Annotated in this window: 22 protein-coding genes; 11 read left to right on the top strand and 11 right to left on the bottom strand. The window is 37.2% G+C overall.

Annotated elements, in window-relative coordinates:
* Positions 1 to 118: 118 nt before the first annotated feature.
* Together I3259_RS06765 and I3259_RS06760 are read right to left on the bottom strand one after the other, a co-directional pair.
* Positions 119 to 628, bottom strand: a complete 510-nt coding sequence (locus I3259_RS06765; protein WP_238028919.1) for a beta/gamma crystallin-related protein — start codon at positions 626 to 628, stop codon at positions 119 to 121.
* Positions 629 to 679: 51 nt separating this feature from the next.
* Complete coding sequence (locus I3259_RS06760) at positions 680 to 1,528, bottom strand: hypothetical protein (RefSeq protein WP_238028918.1); 849 nt, start codon at positions 1,526 to 1,528, stop codon at positions 680 to 682.
* Between the two features lie 263 nt (positions 1,529 to 1,791).
* Here I3259_RS06760 and cfa point away from each other — a divergent pair, with 263 nt between their 5' ends.
* Positions 1,792 to 2,934: a cyclopropane fatty acyl phospholipid synthase gene (gene cfa, locus I3259_RS06755; RefSeq protein ID WP_238028917.1), complete on the top strand. Its 1,143-nt coding sequence runs from the start codon at positions 1,792 to 1,794 to the stop codon at positions 2,932 to 2,934.
* 61 nt (positions 2,935 to 2,995) lie between these two features.
* On the opposite strand, the gene I3259_RS06750 is transcribed toward cfa, so the two are convergent.
* On the bottom strand, positions 2,996 to 4,405 hold the full coding sequence (locus tag I3259_RS06750) for a hypothetical protein (protein ID WP_238028916.1): 1,410 nt from the start codon (positions 4,403 to 4,405) through the stop codon (positions 2,996 to 2,998).
* A 312-nt stretch (positions 4,406 to 4,717) separates the two neighbouring features.
* On the opposite strand from I3259_RS06750, the gene I3259_RS06745 reads away from it, so the two are divergent.
* A complete protein-coding gene (locus tag I3259_RS06745; RefSeq protein ID WP_005367598.1) occupies positions 4,718 to 5,560 on the top strand; it encodes a S1-like domain-containing RNA-binding protein in 843 nt (280 codons plus the stop codon).
* Positions 5,561 to 5,662: 102 nt separating this feature from the next.
* Here I3259_RS06745 and I3259_RS06740 read toward each other — a convergent pair whose 3' ends face one another.
* Positions 5,663 to 5,896, bottom strand: coding sequence for a glutaredoxin family protein (locus tag I3259_RS06740; RefSeq protein WP_238028915.1), 234 nt, complete (start codon positions 5,894 to 5,896; stop codon positions 5,663 to 5,665).
* Positions 5,897 to 6,786: 890 nt separating this feature from the next.
* Here I3259_RS06740 and I3259_RS06735 point away from each other — a divergent pair.
* Positions 6,787 to 7,317 (top strand): phage holin family protein, encoded by a 531-nt coding sequence (locus I3259_RS06735; protein ID WP_238028914.1) that lies wholly within the window; start codon positions 6,787 to 6,789, stop codon positions 7,315 to 7,317.
* Positions 7,318 to 7,974: 657 nt separating this feature from the next.
* On the top strand, positions 7,975 to 9,183 hold the full coding sequence (locus tag I3259_RS06730) for a NupC/NupG family nucleoside CNT transporter (protein ID WP_238028913.1): 1,209 nt from the start codon (positions 7,975 to 7,977) through the stop codon (positions 9,181 to 9,183).
* 94 nt (positions 9,184 to 9,277) lie between these two features.
* Here I3259_RS06730 and I3259_RS06725 read toward each other — a convergent pair whose 3' ends face one another.
* The 3 genes from I3259_RS06725 to moeA all read right to left on the bottom strand — a co-directional run bounded on the left by I3259_RS06725 (position 9,278) and on the right by moeA (position 11,994).
* Complete coding sequence (locus I3259_RS06725) at positions 9,278 to 9,784, bottom strand: DUF2059 domain-containing protein (RefSeq protein ID WP_238028912.1); 507 nt, start codon at positions 9,782 to 9,784, stop codon at positions 9,278 to 9,280.
* Positions 9,785 to 9,971: 187 nt separating this feature from the next.
* Positions 9,972 to 10,742: a molybdopterin-synthase adenylyltransferase MoeB gene (gene moeB / locus I3259_RS06720; protein WP_238028911.1), complete on the bottom strand. Its 771-nt coding sequence runs from the start codon at positions 10,740 to 10,742 to the stop codon at positions 9,972 to 9,974.
* A gap of 16 nt (positions 10,743 to 10,758) precedes the next feature.
* Complete coding sequence (gene moeA / locus I3259_RS06715; protein ID WP_238028923.1) at positions 10,759 to 11,994, bottom strand: molybdopterin molybdotransferase MoeA; 1,236 nt, start codon at positions 11,992 to 11,994, stop codon at positions 10,759 to 10,761.
* Between the two features lie 306 nt (positions 11,995 to 12,300).
* Here moeA and folE point away from each other — a divergent pair, with 306 nt between their 5' ends.
* From folE to I3259_RS06700, 3 genes are all read left to right on the top strand, one after another.
* Entirely contained in the window at positions 12,301 to 12,954 is a 654-nt protein-coding gene (gene folE / locus I3259_RS06710; RefSeq protein WP_238028910.1) for a GTP cyclohydrolase I FolE, read from the top strand.
* 152 nt (positions 12,955 to 13,106) lie between these two features.
* The gene (locus I3259_RS06705; protein ID WP_238028909.1) at positions 13,107 to 14,057 is read left to right on the top strand and encodes a LysR family transcriptional regulator; all 951 of its coding nucleotides are present in this window, start codon (positions 13,107 to 13,109) and stop codon (positions 14,055 to 14,057) included.
* 83 nt (positions 14,058 to 14,140) lie between these two features.
* The gene (locus tag I3259_RS06700; protein ID WP_238028908.1) at positions 14,141 to 14,443 is read left to right on the top strand and encodes a hypothetical protein; all 303 of its coding nucleotides are present in this window, start codon (positions 14,141 to 14,143) and stop codon (positions 14,441 to 14,443) included.
* A 1-nt stretch (position 14,444) separates the two neighbouring features.
* Here the strand turns inward: I3259_RS06700 and I3259_RS06695 are convergent, their stop codons facing one another.
* A complete protein-coding gene (locus I3259_RS06695; protein ID WP_255721107.1) occupies positions 14,445 to 15,317 on the bottom strand; it encodes a YjjW family glycine radical enzyme activase in 873 nt (290 codons plus the stop codon).
* A 14-nt stretch (positions 15,318 to 15,331) separates the two neighbouring features.
* A complete protein-coding gene (locus I3259_RS06690; RefSeq protein WP_238028906.1) occupies positions 15,332 to 16,876 on the bottom strand; it encodes a YjjI family glycine radical enzyme in 1,545 nt (514 codons plus the stop codon).
* 122 nt (positions 16,877 to 16,998) lie between these two features.
* Here I3259_RS06690 and I3259_RS06685 point away from each other — a divergent pair, with 122 nt between their 5' ends.
* The 3 genes from I3259_RS06685 (at position 16,999) to I3259_RS06675 (ending at position 20,282) form a co-directional block, all read left to right on the top strand.
* Complete coding sequence (locus tag I3259_RS06685; RefSeq protein WP_238028905.1) at positions 16,999 to 17,253, top strand: DUF333 domain-containing protein; 255 nt, start codon at positions 16,999 to 17,001, stop codon at positions 17,251 to 17,253.
* Between the two features lie 379 nt (positions 17,254 to 17,632).
* Positions 17,633 to 19,393 carry a L,D-transpeptidase family protein gene (locus I3259_RS06680; protein ID WP_238028904.1) on the top strand — a complete coding sequence of 587 codons (1,761 nt, stop codon included), beginning with the start codon at positions 17,633 to 17,635 and terminating at the stop codon, positions 19,391 to 19,393.
* 160 nt (positions 19,394 to 19,553) lie between these two features.
* A complete protein-coding gene (locus I3259_RS06675) occupies positions 19,554 to 20,282 on the top strand; it encodes an HAD family hydrolase (RefSeq protein WP_238028903.1) in 729 nt (242 codons plus the stop codon).
* A 79-nt stretch (positions 20,283 to 20,361) separates the two neighbouring features.
* On the opposite strand, the gene I3259_RS06670 is transcribed toward I3259_RS06675, so the two are convergent.
* Positions 20,362 to 21,327, bottom strand: coding sequence for a TerC family protein (locus I3259_RS06670; protein ID WP_238028902.1), 966 nt, complete (start codon positions 21,325 to 21,327; stop codon positions 20,362 to 20,364).
* Positions 21,328 to 22,133: 806 nt separating this feature from the next.
* Between I3259_RS06670 and I3259_RS06665 the strand changes: the two genes are divergently transcribed.
* Positions 22,134 to 22,532 carry a hypothetical protein gene (locus I3259_RS06665; protein ID WP_238028901.1) on the top strand — a complete coding sequence of 133 codons (399 nt, stop codon included), beginning with the start codon at positions 22,134 to 22,136 and terminating at the stop codon, positions 22,530 to 22,532.
* 59 nt (positions 22,533 to 22,591) lie between these two features.
* Here I3259_RS06665 and I3259_RS06660 read toward each other — a convergent pair whose 3' ends face one another.
* Positions 22,592 to 23,962 carry a DASS family sodium-coupled anion symporter gene (locus tag I3259_RS06660; protein ID WP_238028900.1) on the bottom strand — a complete coding sequence of 457 codons (1,371 nt, stop codon included), beginning with the start codon at positions 23,960 to 23,962 and terminating at the stop codon, positions 22,592 to 22,594.
* Between the last annotated feature and the right edge of the window lie 578 nt (positions 23,963 to 24,540).

Genomic DNA, 24,540 nt, shown 5'->3' with positions numbered 1-24,540 from the left:
GTGGTGCAAAATCACCACCGATGCCAGAGAAATTATTAACCTTGGCTGAGTCTCGGTGGTAATCAGGAAAAATAAAGTCCCATAATAATCAATATTATGGGGCTTTATATTTTTAGTATTACTTTTTCAAAATTTTCATTGAGCTGATAGCGTGCTCAAAACCATCTGCATTATCTTTACCACCTTTGTAGGTATAGGACTTTCCTTGGTAGTTAATGTCTTCGTAAAAACGGACTTTCCAGCCAGAAGGGATCTTAAATGAGACCATTTTGTCGTTAAAATCAGTGTCAAAAAAGTTAGGCTTATCACGACTGATATCAATAGATTGGCCTTTCTGATTCTTTTTACTAAATAGCGTCACTGATTTATGGGAATTATTGTTATTATTTGCTGATAGCGAAGTTGTAAAGCAGTTGGCTTCTTGTGCTCGGCAGAACATATCACTTTGTGACTTTAAGCAGCGTTGTGCAACTTTATAGCGGGCTGCATCTTCAGTTCTTGCGGCATCTGCAAAAGTGTCGGTAAAAGGAGAAAGGGTGCAGACATAAATTTCATCGTTATTATGTTTAGCTGCAAATGCAGGAGAAACACAACCAATCATAAGAGATAAACATAGTAATTTTTTCATTTCGTATCTTAAATAATTATAACTCATATATTTACCAGACCAATGATAGTCCTATAAGTTCGATGAAGTTAAAAAATTTACGCCTATTTGTGACATTTTTTTTATAAAACTTTCAGCTTGGTGCTCAAAACCAGAAACTGGGCTGGTGGTATCGATTAAAATTGTTAGCTTTTTAATCTCTTCACTTGTGAGCTTTTCCACTATTTGTTCAACAGTACTGGCAACACAGTGGGAAAGTGCTTGGCCTGAAATGTAAACCTGATCATTTTGTTTGACTAATTCAACAAGCTGAGGATTAAACTGGGTGTTTTTATCATCTTCTAATGGGTATTCAGCTTCGCAGCCACCGTAATGCTCAGTATGCGGATTCTCGCCTTTAACGATACTGATATGTTGTGTATTAGTTTGCTGTTCCCAAGCATCAATAGCAGCTTGAATTGGCTTAACAATATTGTGTCCAACAGAGCCAATCACACAATGGGTCGGCCAGATAAGAAGGCTATATTTTCCCTCTTTTTCTAATGACTGAGTGTAATTAAGAACATGATTTAAAAGCATTGGGTCTGTTGGCTGCCATATACCATCTACAATTTCTTGGTGGCTAATGAGAGTAAATGGTGTTGGGTGTTCGCCGGCTTTATTTTTCCAATAGGTCGCATGAGCAATATCGTATTCATGGTGGCTATCAAGTGTCACAATAATCTGATTAATATTCTTTTGTTGCTTTGTAATAAATGCAGCGAGTCTGTTAGCGTCTTCCCATGCACCATCAACGGGAAGTGTTGGCGAAATAGTGACTTCTTGAGGTGCTGAACCTAATGTGAATTGTTCATTAATGGGAACATCATAAAAGTCATATTGAGGATCAATGATAAGTAAAGACGTCATTGGTAGACGCATTGCATGCTCCTTTATCCGAAGGGGGCTTGACATGACTATGGAAAAATCATGGAAAAATTTTGTGCCAAATATACGTTGATGAGCGTTAATTGAAAAGAAATAACACCCAATTCTCAATCAGAATATCTGATTAGTATTTTAATTAATAATTAATATGTTGTTTATTGATATGGCTAATGAAAATTTAGTTTTTGATTTTTCATCTTGTGAATAAAAACGTAAAAAGGCAATTTGTCACACAAATAAAAATAGTGGTATACAGAATGACAAATAATCAACTTTTCCAAGACATTTTAGATTTTGCTGATGTGAAGATTAATGGTGATCGTTCTTGGGATATTAAAATTCACGATGAACGTGTTTTCGATCGCGTATTAAAAGATGGCTCTTTGGGCTTTGGTGAAAGCTATATGGATGGCATGTGGGATTGTGACGCCATTGATGAAATGATTTCACGTGTATTACATGCAGGTATCGAAGATAGATTAACGACTACAACAAAAATGCAATTAGGGTTAAAAGCTGGTGCTTCTAAACTTAAGCATTTCTTCAATCCGCAAAGCGTTGAGCGCGTAACGCAAGATGTGCCTTTTCATTATGACTTAGGTAATGATTTGTTTGAAGCGATGCTAGATTCACGTATGACTTATACGTGTGCTTATTGGAAAGACAGTGACAGCCTGCAAGCAGCACAAGAAGCAAAGCTAGATTTAGTCTGCCGTAAAATGGGTTTACAACCGGGAATGCGTTTGCTTGATATCGGTTGTGGATGGGGCAGCTTTATGATCTTTGCTGCTGAAAAGTATGGTGTTATTTGTGACGGTTTAACCTTATCAAAAGAACAAGCAGCACTTGGTCAGGCACGAGCAGACGAGAAAGGCTTACCAGTTAACTTTATTCTTCAAGATTACCGTTTATATAAACCACAGCAGCCTTATGATCGTGTTGTCTCTATTGGCATGATGGAGCACGTTGGTCCTGAAAACTACGAAGACTACTTTAAATCTACGTACAGTTTTCTGGCAGAAGACGGTATTTTCTTACTTCACACCATTGGTAGTCCAAAATCTAAATCTTCAACCGATCCTTGGATTGATAAATACATTTTCCCCAATGGGGTGATACCATCAATGGCGCAAATAGGTGCATCTGCAGAAGATTACTTCAATATTGAAGATGTGCAGAATATTGGCCCTGATTATGATACAACACTTGTTGCATGGAATAAAAATTTCGAAACCGCTTGGCCGACACTTGCTGATAAATATGGTGAGCGTTTCTACCGCATGTGGCGCTATTACTTATTGTCTTGTGCTGGGGCATTTCGTTGTCGTGATTTAAATGTGTGGCAATTTGGTTTAACTAAAAAAGGTGCAGAATTACCGGTTTCTGTACGCGCAGCATAATATTTATAGTGATAATAAAAAAGCTCACCATTGCTATCGTCAGCGGTGAGCTTTTTTAGTGTTAGGCAGTTTTTACTTTTGCTGTTTCTTCAACAATTTTAGCTTCTGCTGCTGGCTTTTTCTCTGGAGGAAAAATAGGCTCAATATCTACAATTTTGGAACGACTCATAATAATTTTCCAACGTTGAATACGAACCGTTTTATCTTCGTCTGTTTCTTTGGTCATTAAGTTTATCAAGTGACGCTTTTCTACAGACTCTTTTGTTACCTGACCATCATTGAGTTGGTATAAGCGCTGCGAGCCCTTTTCCATTAATGTCGCGACAGTACGTAAATCTAAAATAATCGATTCTCGTGTTTGCTCATAACCACTTAAAAACTTTGTCGGTGACATACGAGTAGTACTTTTATAGTGAAGAATAGTTTCTTCACGGTGTGACACCTTGTGCTTACGTGTTTTACGAATATCGGGTGGTAAACTATCGTAACTAATGTATTCGAGCCATTCTAACTGACGACCAATTAAATGACTGGTATTAGCATCAAAGAACTGCTTGCGCCAACGTGCTTTACCTTTACGTAACCAGCGCCACAGCATCGTTTTTAAGTCATCTTTAAACACTTCACGTGCTGCATAAATCAGCGATAACACCAAAATAAATGACGCGGTAATATCACCCAGCATACCGCGAGCTTTTATCAGCATTAAAGTAACGAAAATCATCACAATACCAGCCGCGGCACCTGTTACGACTTTTCTTGTGCTTTTACCCAACTCAATGGTTTTTTCACTCATGGTGACAGGGTATTCGATCAAACGTCGTAATAAGCGCATTTTATTCGACATACGGGTTGGATCTTCCATCGCTTTAGCTGAGTTGTAATTATGCTTAATGCGATGTTGTGTTTCAGATTCACAGATTTCAAGTAATGTTGCTTTAATGGCGTTGTAATCGTTGCCGCGCGGAAGATGAGAAATCAACTGAAGAAAACGCTGCTCAGTAAACCAAGACAGATAGTTATCAATATTCTCGTAATACTTAAGCAGCTTTTTGTCGGTTGGAATATTTCGACGTAAACGCTTTAAAATACGAACAGAGATATTGGCTGATTCTTCGACATCTTCAAACGTTAGATTATTGCTTTGGTTTAATAATTCGTTAGTGGTTTTTTCTAATGCAAGCGCGTACTGATAGGCGTAAAGACTTAAGCTTAGACGGTACTGCTCAATAGATAATTTTCCACGGCTGGCAAGACGACTATGAACAAGAGGAAGGTGATTAATATCACTGAAATAAGTTCGTTTACCGTGGATGGCGTTATGATAGAACTCTTCTTCAGAAATGATATTGGCATTTAAACCAAGCTCACCAGGGATGAAGATGTACATATCGAGCTGCCGATTGGTTGTTTCTTGAATAACATGGGATATTTTTAATTTATGCCCATCTTTTTTATCGACAGTGATCACTTATTGATTCCCTCCAAGATCTACAACAATGGCTTAATCTATTAATTTTAGAATAAGTCGACTTTAAATATTACTGTTAACTATATAAGTTTGCGCTGATAGCATGAAAAATCATCAAATAAATGCAGATAGGTCAGGCGTTGCGAATCAACATCACGTATAATGCTGCAATCTAAGCACAACACGTGCATTATAGCTGATTGGTTAGCGAGATATAGCTAATTCATTGTTCAGCTAATAAATTGATTGATAAAGATATTGAAGCAGCAACACCAAACGCGTGTCGTTGCCTATGCAGAGAGTACCTGATACATGATTAGAATTGGAAAATACAACACACTAGAAGTCGTCAAACTAGTAGATTTTGGCGTATTTCTTGATGGTGGTGAAGACTTCGGTAATATTCTGTTACCTAAGAACTCAGTTCCAGCAGGTACCGAGCTAGGCGACAAGTTAAAAGTGTTTATTTACTTTGACTCAAATGACGAAGTTATTGCAACAACAACAGAACCTTATGCGCAAGTAGGCGATTTTGCAAAATTACGTGTAGTGGGTGTAACCAACATTGGTGCGTTTGTTGATTGGGGTTTAACGAAAGATTTGCTTATTCCATTTAGTGAGCAACGTCGTCGTTTAGAAGAAGGTCAAGAAGTGGTTATTCACGTATACACAGACAAAGCGTCTGGTCGTATTGTTGGGACTACTAAATTTAACCGTTACTTAGATAAGACACCGGCAACTTACCAAATCGGTCAAGAAGTGCAGGTAATTATTGCTGAAGTAACCGATCTTGGTTTTAAAGCCGTAGTTGAAGGTAAACACTGGGGACTTTTCTTTAAAACAGAATCATTTGGTAAGCTATTTATTGGTAAAGCATTAAAAGCTTACATTAAAGAGATTCGTCCAGATGGTAAGTTAAACCTATCACTACAGAAAATGGGTAAGGATCGTGTTGACGATCTAGCGGATAAAATCTTAACCTCGTTAGAGCGTAAAGGTGGCTTTATCCCTGTGAGTGATAAATCAACTCCTGATGAAATCTTCCAAGTTTTCCGTACAAGTAAAGCAACCTTTAAGAAAACCATTGGTGGCTTATACAAGAAAGGGTTAATTGTTATTGAGCGTGAAGGTATTCGCTTAAACGACAACGACTAATAACTTGCTCGATAAGTTGAGTAAAAGAAAACCGACACATGCTGTCGGTTTTTTTATGCTTGAAATAACAGTAAATTACCGAAAATTCAGTTAAATAGCTTCTTAGTCTCTTGATTTTAATGCTTTTTCAAACTTGGTAATATTCCAGCCAATTAACACTTGATCACCCACTTTTAAAACAGGCACAGATCTAGCGCCAGTACTATTAAATTCCTTTCTTCCTTTTGGTGAGCTGATATCAACCAAACGATAACTGTAGTTTTTACTCGTCATGTACTGTTGTGCATCTTTACAGTTTGAGCAGTTTTTCTGGCTAAATAAGACAATACGTTTCATTAAATTGTGCTTCTTTTTACTATTTTTCGTAACACTAGCATAAATAGTATCGAAGTCAGTAGCGAAAGGATGGTGGTTTTGAAGCTGATTATAATGAGCATTATTGCATGCCGTATATAAGATGAGTCTTATTGCTGTCTATATAAATTGTTATAACAAGCTGAAACTTAAATAATTTAATATTTAAATTTCTATTTAATAAGATTGATTAAATACATTTCTCACTTTCTCCATTCTTAAAAATCATTGAATGTAAAAAAGTGCTGTCGGCTTCATGATATATAAAGATTATATCGATTATGATAAAGCTATTTGATGTATATATTTTTGCGTAAAAGTAAGAATACTGATTAAGACACTTGTTATATTTGGCTCAGGTTCTAGGATGAAATTTAAGGAAAAAGTAGCTAGAAGTATCGCAATCCATCAAACGAAAAGGTTGCTTTTGGCAACTTTATTACTAACTGTATTCTTATCGATTGCATATGGGATATATACAAATCGAACCAAACAACACAGTGTTGAATTGATTAGTGGAAAGGTAGTGAATCGTGTCACGATGCATACAGTAGTAGGGAATAAACATTGGTTACTTGTATTTATACCTATAGAGGTAGAGACAATAAAAGTCAGGCTACCCCAAGGTTATCCTATAAGAGTTGGCTCAAAAGTAATACTGCAAAAAAACGTTTATGACGACTCGGGTACACAGAAGTATAGATTTCTTCGGTACGAGGATTAGTTAATTATAACGAGATCCTGAATAGGACGTTTACTCGCGCCGCCATTTTTCATTGAAGTGTTGTTATTTAGGTATTTCAAACCTTTTTGGCAAGTAAATGCCCGTTATTAAACGTTATATGTTTCTTTCACATTGGTGTTATCTATATATGAATCGAGTCTTTAAATACGAAACACCAGCATGGGGAACTAAGTTAATATGCTCACTTTATGCTCTAGTGTCTGGAGTATTTTTATTAGCTTATGGTACCTGGGCTGACAACTCTCCATGGCTTTTGAAGTATGCCTTCTTGATTTTAGGTTTGGTATTCTTACTTGTGGCACTCAAGCCATCAAATTGGAAAGGTTGGGTATATTTCACCGCTGATGATAACGGAATACATTTCCCATCTTCTCCTTCACCAAGTGAAGAGCCTACAGTCCTTGATGTAAGTTGGGATAATGTTGGCAACATAAAACATGAAAAGCTATATGGTGGTGAATATGGGATTTCAATTGAGTTGAAAATTTCGCAATTGGAGATTGATGATTATTTCAGTAATCTAGCCAAAACAAAAAAAATATTGGGCTTTAATCAAATGAGAGGTGAATACTTTGTGATTGCATATGCTAATAATTCTTTTCAACAGTTACCAGATGTCGTGAATCAACTTATTGATATAAAATGTAAAAATATATAGTTACAGACAAAAACAGTTGGCGCTTGTTCACTGCGTTCACTATTTAGCCAACAGTTTCTCACCACTTCGTGCAACGCTCCTCATACTTTTACTAATACCTAACAGCCTACATAGAACAAACCTTAAATAATATTTTATCCAAAATTTTGAGTACGAAATTAAGCATGTACCCCCTAAATCTCACTATTTATATGCTTTCTTTGCAAAAAGATACGAACTGATAACTCAATAATCATCATGTTTTACACCTCTTTTGAGCAAAACAGCATTGAGGCTGAGTAGTGGAAGGCAGATCTCACTATTTCCTATCAGCAATAAAAGAGGTGATGCACACTAGGTATGAGTTAAATAGGCGTAAGTGATAGATTGTTGTGCAATGAATGAGTATTTCTTGTTGAAAATAACAGCACACACATGCTTGTTAAATACGCTGATATTTTCGATTTTATTGCATTAAAGCAAATTATTTTTTCTATTTGGAAATTATAGTTCGGTATTTAAATCTAATTTGTTGATTTTTAAAGTGTTGATTTTGTTGCTGGCTCAATAAATATAGATTCACCGTCTTCGGTGTAACAGTATAATAACAAAGTGATATTGCTTGGATTTTTTATGTAAATACAATGCAACCCTATTTTGAGTAACAACAAAGATCTCATGATTGCTTTATTAGGTATATTCGTTCTACTTTTACTCGCGTTTCTTATCTCAACGGATAAAAAGCGTATTCCTGTAAAAATGGTGTCTATCGCGTTTGCGTTACAAGTACTGTTTGCTTTAATTGTTTTATATATCCCAGCGGGTAAAACAGCACTACAAGCTGTCAGCAATGGTGTAACGTACGTGACCGATTACGGTAAAGATGGCTTGTCGTTTTTATTTGGTGGTTTAGCAACTGGTAGTATCGGTTTTGTATTTGCCGTTAATGTACTTGGTATTATTATTTTCTTTTCTGCTCTGATCTCTATGCTGTATCACGTAGGCATTATGCAGAAAGTCGTTAATATTTTTGGCGGCGCACTGCAACGTATTTTAGGTACGGGTCGTGCTGAATCATTATCTGCTGGTGCAAACATTTTTGTTGGCATGTCTGAGGTCCCACTGGTTATTAAACCGTACTTAAAATCTATGGATGATTCACAACTGTTTGCGGTGATGACATGTGGTTTGGCTTCTGTTGCTGGTTCTACGATGGTGGGTTATGCCGCTGTTGGTGTTGATTTAAATTACTTGATTGCTGCTGCGTTTATGTCTGCACCTGCTGGCTTATTAATGTCAAAAATCATTATGCCACCAAGCGAAAATAAACCGTCAGCTAATGAAATTACTAGCGTTGAAATCCCTAAAGCTACCAATGTAGTTGAAGCGTTAGCAGATGGTGCAATGTCTGGTTTGCGTATGGCTGTGACTATTGGCGCTACATTGATTGCTTTTATCAGTGTTATCGCATTATTTAATGGTTTGTTAGGCGATATTGGAGAGTTCTTTGGTATTCATGGCTTAACATTCCAAATGTTGATTGGTTACCTGTTTGCGCCTGTTGCACTTTTACTGGGTATCCCAATGAGCGAGGCGGTAACGGCTGGTTCATTAATTGGTCAGAAAGTAGTGATGAACGAGTTTGTTGCTTTCATTGATATGATGAAGGTGCAAGATACCTTATCGCCACATAGCCTTGCTGTTGTTACTTTTGCATTATGTGGTTTTGCTAATATTACAACGCTGGCTATTTTGATTGGTGGTATGGGAAGCCTGATTCCTGAGCGTCGTCCGTTTATTGCTAAATATGGTATTCGTGCCGTTGCGGCAGGTGTATTAGCAAACTTAATGAGTGCTGCAATTGTGAGTATTATTTTATTGCTCTAGTAGTAGAGTGAAAAAATAGTATTGGATAAGAAAGCCGACTGAGTACTAGAAAAATAGTCACAGTCGGCTTTTTAATACCAGAAGAATAAACGGTTTACTTTATCCCTTCTTCTTTAAAACGCTTGGTTATACGTTTTTGAATCTTTGGACTTAATTTCTTTCCAAATTCTTGTCCAACTAACATGCCTTCTTGATTGATAAGCGGCATTACTCGAATTAACTTTTTGCCAAATTCTGTATCGTTAATTTCAATCATTTTACGCAGTTCATCTTCAGTGAAATGCTTATTGTAGATTGGGTACATCATGGTTTTGAAGCTATCGTTAATCACAAACTCTTCATCCATGATGGCACTGATCTCTTCTTCTACAATGTCAAACGCTTTGGGATTAATATCGGGTTTAGATTGCTTTAAGATCAAGGTCATTTGCTGGGTGAACAAATCAGAATATTGCTTACCGACAGCAACGGTGGATTGCCCCGTTTGTGCTAATAGCTTATCAATCAGTAGTTTTTTTGATGTAGGAATGTCGGTAATGGTTGCTGATACATTAAATGACAACGCAAGCAAGGCTACTGCTAAGATCTTTTTACTAAACATGTTCATCCCGTAATTTATATTTTGTATTAGGGTGTTTTAGCAAAAAAATGCTTGAGATATAAATTCGAGCGTGAGTTGTGTGAAATCGATCGGCTAGGGGACTTAGCGGTAGTTGTTAGTAAAGCCGTGATGGGTGAAAGGAATTACCGCTGTATATTTCATGGGATGACATATACAGCGGATATGATCAACTAGCGCAAACTGAGCAAGTTGGTTGTTTCATTAACTTCATTTCTCGCCAGCTCATTGTGAGCGCATCTAGCATGAGCAGTTTACCAGTTAATGGCGTTCCCATGTTGGCAACCACTTTGATTGCTTCCATTGCTTGAACTGCACCAACGATGCCGACAACGGGCGACATAATGCCAGCTTCAACACAGCTTAATGTTTGTTGACCAAATAGGGCACTTAAACATTGATAACACGGCTCGTTATCTTGGTAAGTGTAAACACTGATTTGACCTTCCATACGAATTGCTGCGCCAGAGATAAGCGGCGTTTTAGTTTTAAAGCATAGGCGGTTAAGTTGGTTACGGGTATCAACGTTATCGCTACAATCTAAAACAATGTCGTGGCTTTCAATGAGTGGTAGTAACTCTTCATCGGTTAAGCGTTTGGCTATGGTATCTACCGTAAGATATGGGTTAATACGACATAACGCTTCTTTTGCAGAATCGACCTTTAATAGGCCAACCGTAGCATCATGGTGTAACACTTGACGCTGAAGGTTAGAAACTTCAACCTTATCATCATCAATCAGGGTTAATTTACCCACACCAGCAGCGGCTAAGTATTGTGTAGAAGCGCAGCCTAAACCACCCGCACCAAGGATAAGAATAGAAGAAGCCTTTAATGCTTCTTGGCCTTCAAAATCAAACTGACGTAAAATTATTTGGCGGTTATACCGCAGCATTTCATCATCTGTCAGTTCAACGTTATTTGTGTTATCTGTTGTCATTAGAAATACCGTTTGCTTAGTACAAGGTGTGGTTAAAGATTTCTATAGTCACATCTTCACCTGCTTGAACACGACCACGCTCTTGCTCTAGAACCACAAAGCAGTTAGCAAGGTGCATTGAACTAAAGGCACCTGAGCCTTGATTGCCTGTTGTCGCTACTTCTAATTGACCTTCAGCGTTAATGCTGTAAATACCACGTTGGAAGTCTGTACGACCAGGACGCTTTTTAAACATTGTTGTTGCTTTCGCTTTTACACGAACAGACGGGTGGTATTGGCTGTTACCTGCTAGTTTCGCCAGCATAGGTTGTACTAGTTGGTATAAAGTCAGCATTGCTGATACTGGGTTGCCTGGTAGGCCACAGAACCAAGCATTATTGATTTTACCAAACGCGAAAGGTTTACCCGGTTTCATCGCTATTTTCCAAAAGCCGATTTGACCTTCTTGATCTAAAATATCTTTGGTGTAATCCGCTTCACCAACACTCACGCCACCCGATGTAATTAATACGTCAGCTTCTGTTGAGCCTTTTAAAAATGCGTCACGCAGTTTTTCAGGACAATCGGGAATAATGCCTAAATCTAATACTTCACAACCAAATTTTTCTAGTAAGGCGCGAATACCGTAGCGGTTGCTGTCGTAGATTTGACCCGCTTCTAGTGTTTCACCTACTGGACGTAATTCGTCACCAGTAGAAAAGAAAGCCACTTTCGGGCGGTGGTAAGTTTCAAGCTCTGCAATACCAAGTGATGCAAGTAACGGCATTTCACGCGCTGTTAAACGTGTGCCTTTTACTAGTACAGTTTCACCAAGGCTTACGTCATCACCAACTGGGCGCACGTTATCGTTCGCTTTTGGCTTGATATTAAAAGTGATGTTCTCACCATCAACAGACGTTTCTTCTTGCATAATCACGGTATCAGTGCCGGCTGGCATTTCAGCACCTGTCATAATACGGATACATTGACCTTGCTGACATTCACCTTCAAATGGAACACCAGCAAAAGATTTACCCGCTAAAACTAATGTATCTGTATTCGCTAGGTCTTCCGCACGTAGCGCGTAACCATCCATTGCCGAGTTCGCAAATGGTGGTACGTTGATAGGCGAAAGAATATCTTGCGCTAGCACTAATCCCATTGCATCGGCTAATGCTACCGTTGATGTCGTTGTAGTAGAGGAAACTTGCTCAAGAATGTTTTCAATTGCAGTTTCAACGGGCATAAGGCCTGGTACGTCGCAGCATCCCATAATGGTATCCATCTCGTTATTGTTGAATTTGAATCATAGTGGCTTTGAAGTAATAGCATCAGTAAAATGATAAATATTAATCACTCTTCAAACCATGTAGTAAATCGCTTAATTATGATTTTACCCTTTATTGTTAAGGGCTGTAAGGGATTGATTATGCCAAAATTAGGCCAATTGGACTAATCCCTAATAAATGGGAGGTGTAATTATTTTCATTTGGAGGTATTCTGCGTATGTTTTTAGCGCTGGCGAGCAAAAACAGGCTCGTTTTATTGCATTTCAGCCTGTGCCAGTTGGAGGAAAAGAATGACAGTATTAAGTGAATCAGCAGTACAAGTCCGTGATGCTTTAGCGGCGCGTGGTCTTGAAACCCCAATGGTTGAACAAGTTGTAAGCCGCGAAGAGAAAAAAGAAAAGATCGAATATCATATGCGTGAGATCTTATCTTTACTCGCGCTCGATCTTACTGATGATAGCTTGGTCGAAACCCCACACCGCATTGCGAAAATGTACGTTGATGAGGTGTTTTCTGGCTTAGATTATACTAATTTCCCTAAAATCACGGTCATTGAAAATAAAATGAACTGTGATGAAATGGTACGTGTTAAAGACATTACCTTAACCAGTACGTGTGAGCACCATTTAGTAACGATTGATGGCAAAGCCACTGTGGCTTATATTCCGCGTGGTAAAATTATTGGTTTATCCAAAATTAACCGTATTGTTCGCTTCTTTGCTCAGCGTCCACAAGTTCAAGAGCGTTTAACACAACAAGTCTTAGTCGCACTTCAAACATTGTTAGAAAGTGATGATGTTGCAGTAACGATTGACGCTACGCATTATTGTGTCAAAGCGCGTGGTGTAATGGATGCAACCAGTGTAACGACGACCACGGCGCTTGGCGGTATTTTTAAGAAAAATTCGGCGACACGTGCAGAGTTTTTAAGCGGTATTCGATAAATCATGGTTTACGCTATTGTTGAAATTTAAAACAAAAATAGCGGGTTCTATTAGTAAATGATTAAAAATGCTAGTCCTTCATTGACTAGCATTTTTTTTATCCCATACTGCCTAGATTATCGATTTTTTGGCTTATATATTAAAGGTCGCAGATGGATTTAATTAAACTTTCTCGTATCAGTATGAAACACTTAATTACACTGCATGTGATGCTTGATACGTTAAGTGTAACGGCATGTGCAGAGCGATTATGTGTAAGCCCTTCATCCGTTAGTAAAACACTCAGCCAATTACGTGATAACCTCAATGACGAACTCTTTTACCGTCATGGCAATAAACTAATTTCGACCCCTTTAGCCCGCCGTTTAGGTCCAACTGTTCACCAAATGATCAGTGATATGAATCAAATCATGACTAAAGAAGCGTTTCAGCCAGAAGAGTATGAAGGGAGTTTTTCACTTGCGATGCGTGAAAGTACTTTTGAATTAATAGCTGGTGGATTATACGAACATGTTTTAAAGCAAGCGCCTCACGTACGTTTTGATATTTGGTCTAAAGACAGTATTGGTTTTGATGGTTTAACCAAAGGCATGTTGGATTTTGTGATTTTGCCACACGATCTTAGTCAGCCACCACTGATGCAAAATAACTTAGTATGGCAAACATTGTTTACCGATGAGATGGTTTGCTTAATGGCGCATGATCATCCTCTCGTCGATAAAGAACTGACAATAGAAAATTATTTAAATTGTGGTCATATTGGTATTTTAGACAGTGATTTAAGTGTGCCTTTTTTTGAAATGCAATTAACGCAACAGCACCATAAAAGAAAAGTTGTAGTGAATGTCGCAGATTTTGGTGGTGCAGCCACGATGTGCCATAACAGTGATTTGCTATTTACTTGTTCTAAACGTTGGGCTAGTACCGCATTGCAGTCTAAGGCGCTGATTGAAAAAACGTTACCGTTTAATTATGGCAAGGTTGCTTATAGTTTGGTTTGGCATCAACCAAGTATGAATGATCCAGCTCTACGTTGGTTACATCAACAGATTTTGGTTCTTTGTGGCGTTGAAGAAGAAAATAAAGTAATTGATTTACAATAGGTTAGTTGTATTGTAATGACATATTTCTGACATTATATTCGTTGAGGTTGTTATGCTCTTTTTGAACTAACGAGGAGAGCTTAATGAACACATGCCGTATACTATTAATAATCAGTCTATTTGTAACCTCAAACTGCTATGCAGATATGAACTTATCACCAAAGCAAAATGTATGGATGAATCGATCTTTATTTTGTTTACAACAAATAAATAGTTACCTTGTTGATAAAGAAAGCCTTGAACCTATGGTAGCATTTGCTGTACAAGATTTTGATAAATCACGGTTAAAAGTGATGTTATCACGCAAAGAGCAGCATATACCGACTGCTGAATCACTTCGTCAATATTACGAATATCTTCAGCAGACGGAATATCCGAAATCCTAATTTAATACATCGTAGGTGTAACTAAGTTTTGTACGCCACGTTTTGATAACCCGTCAGCTAAGTTATTAATCTCTTCTTTGCTACATTCTTGCCAGTTGAGCGCTTCACCTATTACGCCATGATGCCTGAAAGCATTGAGCTTTATTTTCACGCGGCTTGAAAATGGGCGTAAGTAATACGCCACTTTTTCTATCTGCTCGATAAAATCTGATTTATCAGGAATATGTAGCAGCCTTATTTCGTGTAATTTATTTTGAGCATGGAGGAAGTTCATCGTTTCAAAGACACGGTGATTACTTCTGTTAGTTAACCATTTATGCGTTTCATCGTGCCATGCTTTTAAGTCAATCATTGCACCATCAAGATAGGGGGTAAGGTGTTTCCAACCCGTTACGCTTAAACTGCCATTACTGTCTATCATGCATGTTAAATGTTTCAGTGATGCAGTCGTTTTTATTAAACGAAATAGTGAAATAATAAAAGGTAAATTAAGTGATGCCTCGCCACCAGAAACGGTAATACCATTAATAAATAATCTATTGTCATGAATTTTTTCAATTAATTCAGAAACAGTCATCGTCATGGTTTTGGGGCTCGCTTGTTGAGGGCAAACCTCAATACATTTATCACATTCAGTACATAATGTGTTATTCCATGCCACTTTAGTCTTTTCACTTTCCGTATGAATTGTTTGTAATGCTAGTGTTGGGCAATGTTTAACGCAGTCTGCACAATGGTTACAAACACCGATGGTTTGTGGGTTATGACAATTTTTACAGTTGTAGTTACATCCTTGAAAAAAAATCACCATTCGGTTGCCGGGTCCATCAACACACGAAAAATTAAGTATCTTACTAATAGTGGCTGAAATCATTGACTTGTTAACTCTTAATGCTCAACAGAAAGATGTGAATAATGAGGGGTCTGCTCATGACTTAATACACGAGGCAAACGTTTTAAAATGTCGGTTTGTTCACTGGCCTCTGAGCCTAACCATGTTGTATTGGTACGTGATCCTGTCTCTTTGAATTTAGCAACATCAGACAACTTAATCATATAGCCCGTGACTCGAACAAGATCGTTTGAGTGAACGTTTGCGGTAAATTCACGAAATCCCATACTTAATGCACCTTTACATAGAGTAACTAGAGCTAGTGGGTTCTGTTTGATTGTTTCATCAATAGTTAAAATATCGCTGATCCCTGATAGATAGTATTGATGATGTGCAGCTAACGCTTTAATGTGCAATACAGGATCAGGCTCTGTGCCATAAGGGATACGAATACCTGGCGTTATGTTTTGATCGCAGCTAATACCACCTTGCGAGTGCAATAACGCTCGCTGGTTATAACCATATTTCACTGGCGCATTGGTGACAATGTCACTTAATAGTTGAGTGACAGATAATGCTAATGCATTGGCTGAATCACTGTGACCATATTTTTCTGTTGAGCCAGACTTTTCCAATAATAAATTGACCGCTTCAGCCATACCATAAATACCAAACATTGGGGCAAAACGGTTTTCATCAATTAATTGTTCTTGTACTAAAAAGCTATTAAAGAAGTTTGATTCTTCATGAAGAAATGCTGAACGGGCTTCAATGAGTCCGAAAGTCATTTGGCAATAATGCGGTAGCACTTGGTTGATGAAGTTATCTACACCTGTTGCTTTTTCTGCTAGCGCTTTTAAATTTAAGCGTACAAGAGTATTTGCCCCGCCTGCTAATGGCAGTGAGTTGTAGCAACTAACAATACCAAAGCCTTGTTTACCAAATGTATCTTTAAACATAGGATAGTTGGCAATATGGGGTTTACTGCATTCACAAATATTTTGGCAAGCTTGTTCAAGTAAAGATATTGGCGATACTTCAGCGTCGTACATAAAAGTAAGATTCGGTGCGACTTGCTTAAGCTCTGCATCAATTTTTAAAATAGTACGGCAAATAATGTTATCAGTTGGACCAATATTGGCATGCATAAACGCATCGGGTAGGGTGCGATCGAGCATAATCCAAAAACGCTTTAACTTGTTGTAAATATCAGTTTCAGATTCGCGATTAATAAATGGTAACAATAAATCATCAAGTTGACCGATATACACGGGATAGTTAGTTACAGATGGTACGTGATGATAAATAATGGTGAGCGCATTGAGTGCGTCATCCAGATTTTTTGCGGGCTCTAGCTCTAAATAGCTGGAACCATTCTGTAAGTATTTAGCATAGTCGGGCAATACGTAGCGAGGCTTAAAAGGCGCATTACCTTCGAACATATCACAGATAATACCTTCATTTTTTGCTTCTAAAATTTCGTCACTGACTGACATATAGTCTACAATTGCTTCAGCTTCGAGAGAGAGAAACAATGTTTTTTGTTTCGGGCTTAATGTAGAAGAAGTAATAATCTGTTTCATTTTGGATTGTAATGACATTGCTAGTACCGTTCATTGTTATAGTTTGGCGGCACTTTAGATGAGATTGCTCATTTCCAGAAGTGAAAAAGAATTAATGTGTATTTTCCAAAATGGAAAAGTGAATTACATAAGGGAACAATATGAAAAAGTGGACAGTTTTATTCGCCATTATTGGTCTAACAACGGCATTAGTTGGCTGTAATAAAGAAGAACAAAAACAACCAGAACAGCCAAAAGAGCTTATTGGTAAAGCAAATCCTGCTTCTGTTTATTGTGAAGAGCAAGGCGGTAAACTTGAAATGAAACAAGAGGAAAAAGGTACAGTTGGTTATTGTCATTTAGCGGATGGTAAGGTTGTAGAAGAATGGGCTTTTTACCGCGAAAATAATAAATAGACTTATTTTTGAACAAAATTGAAACGAATGCACTATAAAATGCCGATCAACTCGCATTAATAAATATTTTAGATAAATGGTGTTTTTATGAGCGATATTTTAAATGGTGTTTTTTTATCTTTAAAAATCAATGTTTTATTTATGTTTGGTATGCGATATTCAGCATAAAAAATCTTGATGGGGCATAATTAATTTTTAAAGTTGCGTTATTTGAATTGTATCGTGATTGAAAATTTGTCTAAATATGCTGTTATCGGCCTTTATACAGGCTATTTCGTTTGTGTACCGTATGTATGAGCGTTACGTGGTTGTTAATGTACGTTTGGTTATTTTAATACGGATATCTTTCTTCTTTTATTAGATAAGGATCGCTTTGAAGATGTTTAATCCTCAGCGTGTTGTCACTCAACGTTTCAGCAAGCTTCTTGCTTTATCTTTGATTCTTCCAGGTAGCGCATTTGCTGTTGAGTCAGCACCTATTGCGCCACATAGTTATGTGAACATTACTGGTCCGGATCAAGGTTCAGTAGCACTTCCTCCTGTTAATGATAGAGAAGCTCCTGTAAGTACAGGTACTGTTGATTGGTCTTCTTTGAATAACCAAACAGTGTTTAGTACAAAAACGCTTTGTGCTAATTCAGTAAATAACGTTTGTTTTAAGTCTCAAATAGAACAAGCTTATATTGATAATAAGTTTTATCCTATTTGGCATGATAAGGCACTGCGTGATGAATTTGAATTACAGTTAAAAGCGGTTGCTGATACAAAAATGCTACCGGGTTTAGCACAACGTATTGCTGAAATGGATAAGCTTGAAAGTCAACAGAATGAACAAGCTTATGACTTATTAGCCACTGATACCTTCTATGTGTACCGAGCATTCCAAAACTACATTGCGACTCACCGTGATGTATTGTTCTTGTCTAAGCCGATCCAAATGAGTAAATCGATAAGCAAGTACGTAGATAGCGTTGATGCTCATCCAATGACACTTGCAAAGCTTGAACAATTACGTCCTGGGTATATTGCATTTAAACCAACAATGGATGCGATTACTAAATACCAGAATTTACCCGCGCATACATTAACATCATCGAATTTTAAGCAGGTTTATCGCAAAGGGGCAACACTGCCTAATGGGCACGAGTTGATTAAAGTTTTGTATACCCTTGGTGATATGGATCAGGCTGATTACGACCGTTTATCTGTTGAACACAATATTACGAATACAGGTGCTGTTTTTGAAAGCTTAAAAGCATTTCAAAAACGCCACGGTCTAGCAAGTGACGGCATTATTGGTGCTGCGACAGTTCAGCAACTTGTGATGCCTTATAAAGACATTGCGCGCCGTTTAGCATTGAATACGTTACGTGTGGCGACATTAAATAAGCATACTGAAGGTCGCCCTCATATTTGGGTTAATATTCCTAACTATAAGTTAGAAGTGTTTGATAAAGGTAACGTTGTATTTGAATCAAAAGTGATTGTTGGCCGCGACAGTCGTCCAACAAACCTATTCTCATCGGCTATTACGACCATGGTTGTAAACCCATACTGGAACGTGCCTATTACCATTAAACAGCATGATGTGATTCCAAAAGTTAAGCGTAATGTTGGTTATTTAAAACAGCATAATATGCAAATTCTAAATAGCTGGCGTGATCGTACTGTTATTTCACCAAGTAGTATTAACTGGGCAACTGTAAATCCTAAAACGTTCCCTCATGAATTCCAGCAAGGTCCAGGCCCTCGTAACTCTCTTGGTCGTGTAAAGTTCCTTATGCCAAATGATTACGCTATTTTTCTGCATGATACACCTTCACGCGGATTGTTCAGCAAAACTAAGCGTGATTTAAGCTCTGGCTGTGTACGTGTTGAACGTGCTTATGATCTTGCTAACTATGTGATTGAATACCAAAATCGCGGTAACATTCCAGAATTTAAGCAAATGTTAGATGCGCAAAAGCAAAAAACAGTTAGCTTGTCTAAGCGTATTGATGTCGATTTTGTATATCTAACAGCATGGGTTGATCATGATGGTAAAGTACAAATGCGTGAAGATATCTATGGCTATGATTCACCAAGCGCGACTAAGATTAAAAATAAGTTTATTACAATGAAAGATTTCGTTAAAAACTAAGTTGTAAAAAAGATAAAACCAGCACTAAGTTGCTGGTTTTTTTATACTTAAAATAAGTGAGGTACGTCAAATTGAGTAACGAAATCATATCAATACTAAGTTAAGCGAGTTATCCTCGTTACTATAAATGCGCCTGTAATTGATTATAAAGAAGGTTAACATGTTAAAAGCTATTTTTCTCGATATGGATGAAACCTTGTGTGCAACGTCTTTAGCTGACAAACATGCAGTGAAAGAACTGAAATTATATGTTAGTAATTTGTACCCACAGTTAAATGTAGACCTGTTTTTAGAACGCTATATTGCTGGTATTTATAAAAAATTAAATGACGAGTTACCTGAGTTAGTACCGCTATTAAATGATGAACTTTACTTTCGTCAAAACCTTATTCTAATGTTATTTAAAGAGCAGGGCATTGAGCTATCATTTGAAGCCGCAGTCGCTATTCAAGCATGCTTTGACCAATCACGCATGGCTGGTTTTGATTTTTTTCCTCAGATGAAAGAAACGTTGGTGGCATTGCGCAAATCATATAAATTGGTTGTGATTACCAATGGTCCTGTTTTTTCGCAACATCCAAAGTTGGCTACAACAGAAATGCAGCAATATGTTGATCATATTATTGTTGGTGGGGAAGAGCCTGAGGAAAAACCAGCATTAAGTATATTTGAAAAAGCATTAGGCTTGGTGAATTGCAAGCCTGAAGAGGTTATCCATATGGGGGATTCATTAGCGGCAGATATAGTAGGCGCTAAAAATGCTGGCATTAAGAGTATCTGGGTTGATACCCAAAAAGACAGCGATCATCAGAAATTAGCGTTCATTAAACCTGATTATATTGTTGCTAACCCAGTTGATATTCAAACAATTGTCTCGACTTTGATTTAATAACTAATATTGAGATAAATAAAAACCGCCACAGTAAGACTGTGGCGGTTTTGTTTATTATTTTCGTCTTGCTATGTGTTTACTGCTGATTATCAGCCGGTGTATGTTCGTCGTTACGTGTTTTCCATAGGGATGCGCCAATCGCGATGGAAATAGTAAGAATAATGACACATAACGATACTGCTGTTGGAATTGCCCAAGCTGTACCTACAAGAAGCATCTTCAAGCCAATGAAGCTTAGAATAAATGCAAGTGCTACACGTAGATAACAGAAACGCGTTAACATACCTTCTAGAACAAAATACAGTGAACGTAAGCCTAATAATGCAAATACGTTAGCAGTAAAGACTAAGAATGGTTCACGTGTTACTGCAAAGATTGCTGGGATGGAATCTAATGCAAACATGACATCGGTAAGGGCTATTACTGCAACCACAACAAGTAATGGTGTAGCTAACCAACCATGATCACCTTTAACGAACATTTTATGGTCGTGGTAATCATCAGCGACTTTAAAGAAGCGTTTTACAATACGAACTGGCAGCGCATCTGAGAAATCTTCTTGTTCTTCTTCATCTTCTTTCCAAAGTTTGAAGCCAGTATAAAGAAGGAATGCAGCAAAGATGTACATAACCCAATGGAAATCTTCCAATAATTGAGCACCGACCGCAATCATACCGCCACGTAAAATAAGCGCACCAACAACCCCCAGCATTAATACGCGTGGACGCAAACGCTCAGGAACCATAAATTGGCCAAAAATTAGGGCGAAAACGAATAAATTATCAACACTTAATGATTTCTCTAATAAGTAACCGGTGACAAAAGCGGTTGCTGCTTTTGAATTACTGTAGGTACTTTCTGGTGCCATCAACTGCCAATTGAAATAGATAAATACTGCAAATAAGAAAGCAAGAAAAACCCAGAATACACTCCAGATAGCCGCTTTCTTGATGGAAACTTTACCACCGCGTGTTTGATATAAATCTAACGCAAACATTAACACTGTTAAAACAGCGAACCCTTCATAGCTAAAAAGGCTCATAGAGTCTCTCCTAAAAATCGACCTTAAAGCGATAACGTATTGCCATTTTATAAACTAAATAATAAATATAAGTGTTTTATAAATATAAATTATACATCAATAATGGATAATATAATTTGGCAACAATATGTTATCGCATAAGGATTAAAAACGCGGAAGGCAGGGTAAAAGGGTGTTTCACAATCAACCTTACGCGCATTAAAAAACTCAAACCTCTAAGTGTTTGAGTATAATTGCACTTATGTGCAAGCGATAATGGCATTGGTCTCGTCAAAATGGTGCATGAATAATAATGCAAATCCATTCACGGCTGCCGGAAGTGTAAACTTCGAGATGACGACAGACGAACAATTGTGACTACTCCCCAAAACGAGGCAATTTTAGTCTTGTATAGACAAACTTTCCAGTCGTTTTTTTAAATTATTATCATATAAAGCAGTTATATAATGATACGGCGTTTTTATAACTAAGATAAGTTGTTTAATTCCTATCAGTGAACGCTGTTCTAAACTTGTTGAGCGATGAGATAAAAATACTATTGAGAATATAGGAGTGTATGTTTTTTTCTTCACGGAATAAATGATTACAGAATGTGCATAATCGCAATTAAGTGGTGATAACAAAAGGTTTCACGTTGTTAAATCTTTGTTTTTTATGTGTTTTCTCTAATGTTAAATTAGATTTTTTGATGTGATATTGCTCACAAAAACTATTGGGATGATTTAGTTTGTTATTGAAGTAGTCGTATAGTCATAACGACACTAAGTGAATGATAGAAGATGTTATGTTTCTACCTAAGGATAGTTATGGAAACAAGATTGAATACATCAGAAAAAGAGCAAATCATATTTGATTATACGCATTTCCTCTCGCTGCTTTGCAATCAGAAATGGACGTTTATTGATGTTTTTAAAAATTTTATACCGTCTTTTGAATTAAATATAAAAACAGGTATTTCTTCGCGAATAAGCCCAACCGAGAAATTACACCAACAGGCGTTGAAAGTTTTATCGAGTAGTGCCAGTGATACACAGAATATTATCCGATTGTTATTACTATCACGTAATGAAGGTATTAAGAGTGTCTTGCTATTATTACCTTTTGCCTTAGAAGACGAACAATTAAAAAAAATAGAAAAAAAAGGAAAGTGTAAATTAGAAAAAGAAAATGGTAATAGTGAAAGGCTATTAATAACATTATTATGAAATATAAAATATAAAGAAGGTGTCAGTCTACACCTTCTTTATATGTATTTGTTAGAAAACTACCAGAATAACCAAGTGAATATCGTCAGGAAGAGAGTGCACAAGATATTGAGATAAATACCTACTCGCATCATTTCTCGTTGTTTTATAAAGCCTGTACTAAAAACGATCGCATTAGGTGGCGTTGCAACAGGCAGCATAAAGGCGCAAGAAGCGGCAATTGCAATAAGTGCAGATAAGACGACTGGTGACACACCTAATGCTTCCGCAACCGTTGCAAATACAGGAATTAACAGTGCAGCGCTGGCTGTATTGCTTGCAAATTCAGTGAGAAAAACAACAAATATAGCAACAATTAAAATAGTCAGGAATAAACCGGCTTGGTTTAAAAACACACTTAACTCATGTGCTAAGAAAACACTTGTTCCCGTACTTTTTAATATGTTACTTAAGCATATTCCGCCACCGAATAGAATAAGTACTCCCCAATCAGTTGATTTTTGAATATCTTTCCAACTAACCACTCGAGATGCACATAATAATACGATGGCACTTAAAGCAACGAGTGTATCAAATTTAGCAAACCCACCTAACAATGTATTAAGTGGCTTACTGAAAATCCAGCAACTAACCGTTAGAAGGAAAATAGCCAACGTAAGAAACTTTCCTTTTGTCCAAGGAACAGGGATGTGGTCAATTTCAAAGGTATGATTTAAATTTGGTTTGAGAAGAACATATAACAGGCCAACGGTTATCGGTAACAATAAAAGACTAACAGGAACCCCAAAGTACATCCATTCGGTAAAGTTTAACCCAGCCTCTGCTGCCGCAATGGCATTGGGAGGGCTGCCGACAATCGTAGCAATACCACCAATACTCGCACAATAAGCAATACCTAGTAGGGTAAATACATAAGTATTATGACCTGTTTTGCTATTTACTTTATTTAATACGCCGAGTACTAATGGCAGCATCATTGCGGTAGTCGCTGTATTACTTATCCACATTGATAGTCCTGCAGTGACACCAAAGAGCATTAATACCGCGACAGACATTTTACCCTTTGCTGCTATTAACACTTTATCTGCGATAACTTGATCAAGTTGCTGTTTATGCAATGCTGCAGCTAAAGCAAAGCCTCCTAAAAAGAGGAATATAATTGGGTTGGAGAAGTTTGCTAATGCTTGCTGAGTTTGAAAAATATCGAAAAATACGGCTAGTAAAGGAACAAGAATAGCAGTGACACTGACATGCAGTGCTTCAGTTAGCCATAGTATAGCGATAAAGCTTAATATACTAAGCCCTAATGTAACATTTTCATCAAAAGGCAGCGTGTTAAGTAACGTTAAAAATAAAAGTATATCAGCAATGATAATTAAACTATTACGATTCAATATCCATTGTTTAATTGTGAGTGTAAGCGCTGTCATAGCGTTTCTCCAGTAGCAAGAGGCTTAGTAATTAATACATCTGGTTGCGCTTTAATATAAGGGGGGTTGACGATGGAATTTGAGACTTATGTATGTAATTGGTTAATTTGTAATGATAATTAAGGTGGTCAATTGTTTTTGCGGTGTTAATGGTGAGTGTCGTTTCACTTTTGATTCAAAATATTAAGAAAATACACGTATTCTCATTATTCCAATGAGTAATAAAACACCCGTCATTTATAACTTATTGATTTGTAAATCTGTTAATGAGTAATAACCTGAGCGGTGGCAGCAAAAAATGGAAATTATAATCGTTGTTGCTTATGTTATTATATGTCTTCGTCAAAAAAGTGACTTTGAAATCAACAATAAAATGGCAGCGTTATGGCTAGGATGCAAAAAAAAATAAAAAGTGCAGAGTTAAATAAGAAAATTAAAGCTGATGTGTTTCATCATATGAAAGATGTAAAGCATCGATTTCTGAGGGCGATGAAAGAAAAAAGCTAAGGATAGGGCGAAAAGAATAAGCCAGTAAAAATACTGGCTTTATGCTTTAATTTGAAGTGTTATTTTTCAGT

The organism is Photobacterium sp. Ph5 (assembly GCF_022129445.1).
Taxonomy (GTDB): Bacteria; Pseudomonadota; Gammaproteobacteria; order Enterobacterales; family Vibrionaceae; genus Photobacterium.
Note: the sequence above shows the minus strand (reverse complement) of the source record. Positions and strands in the feature narration are given on the sequence as shown.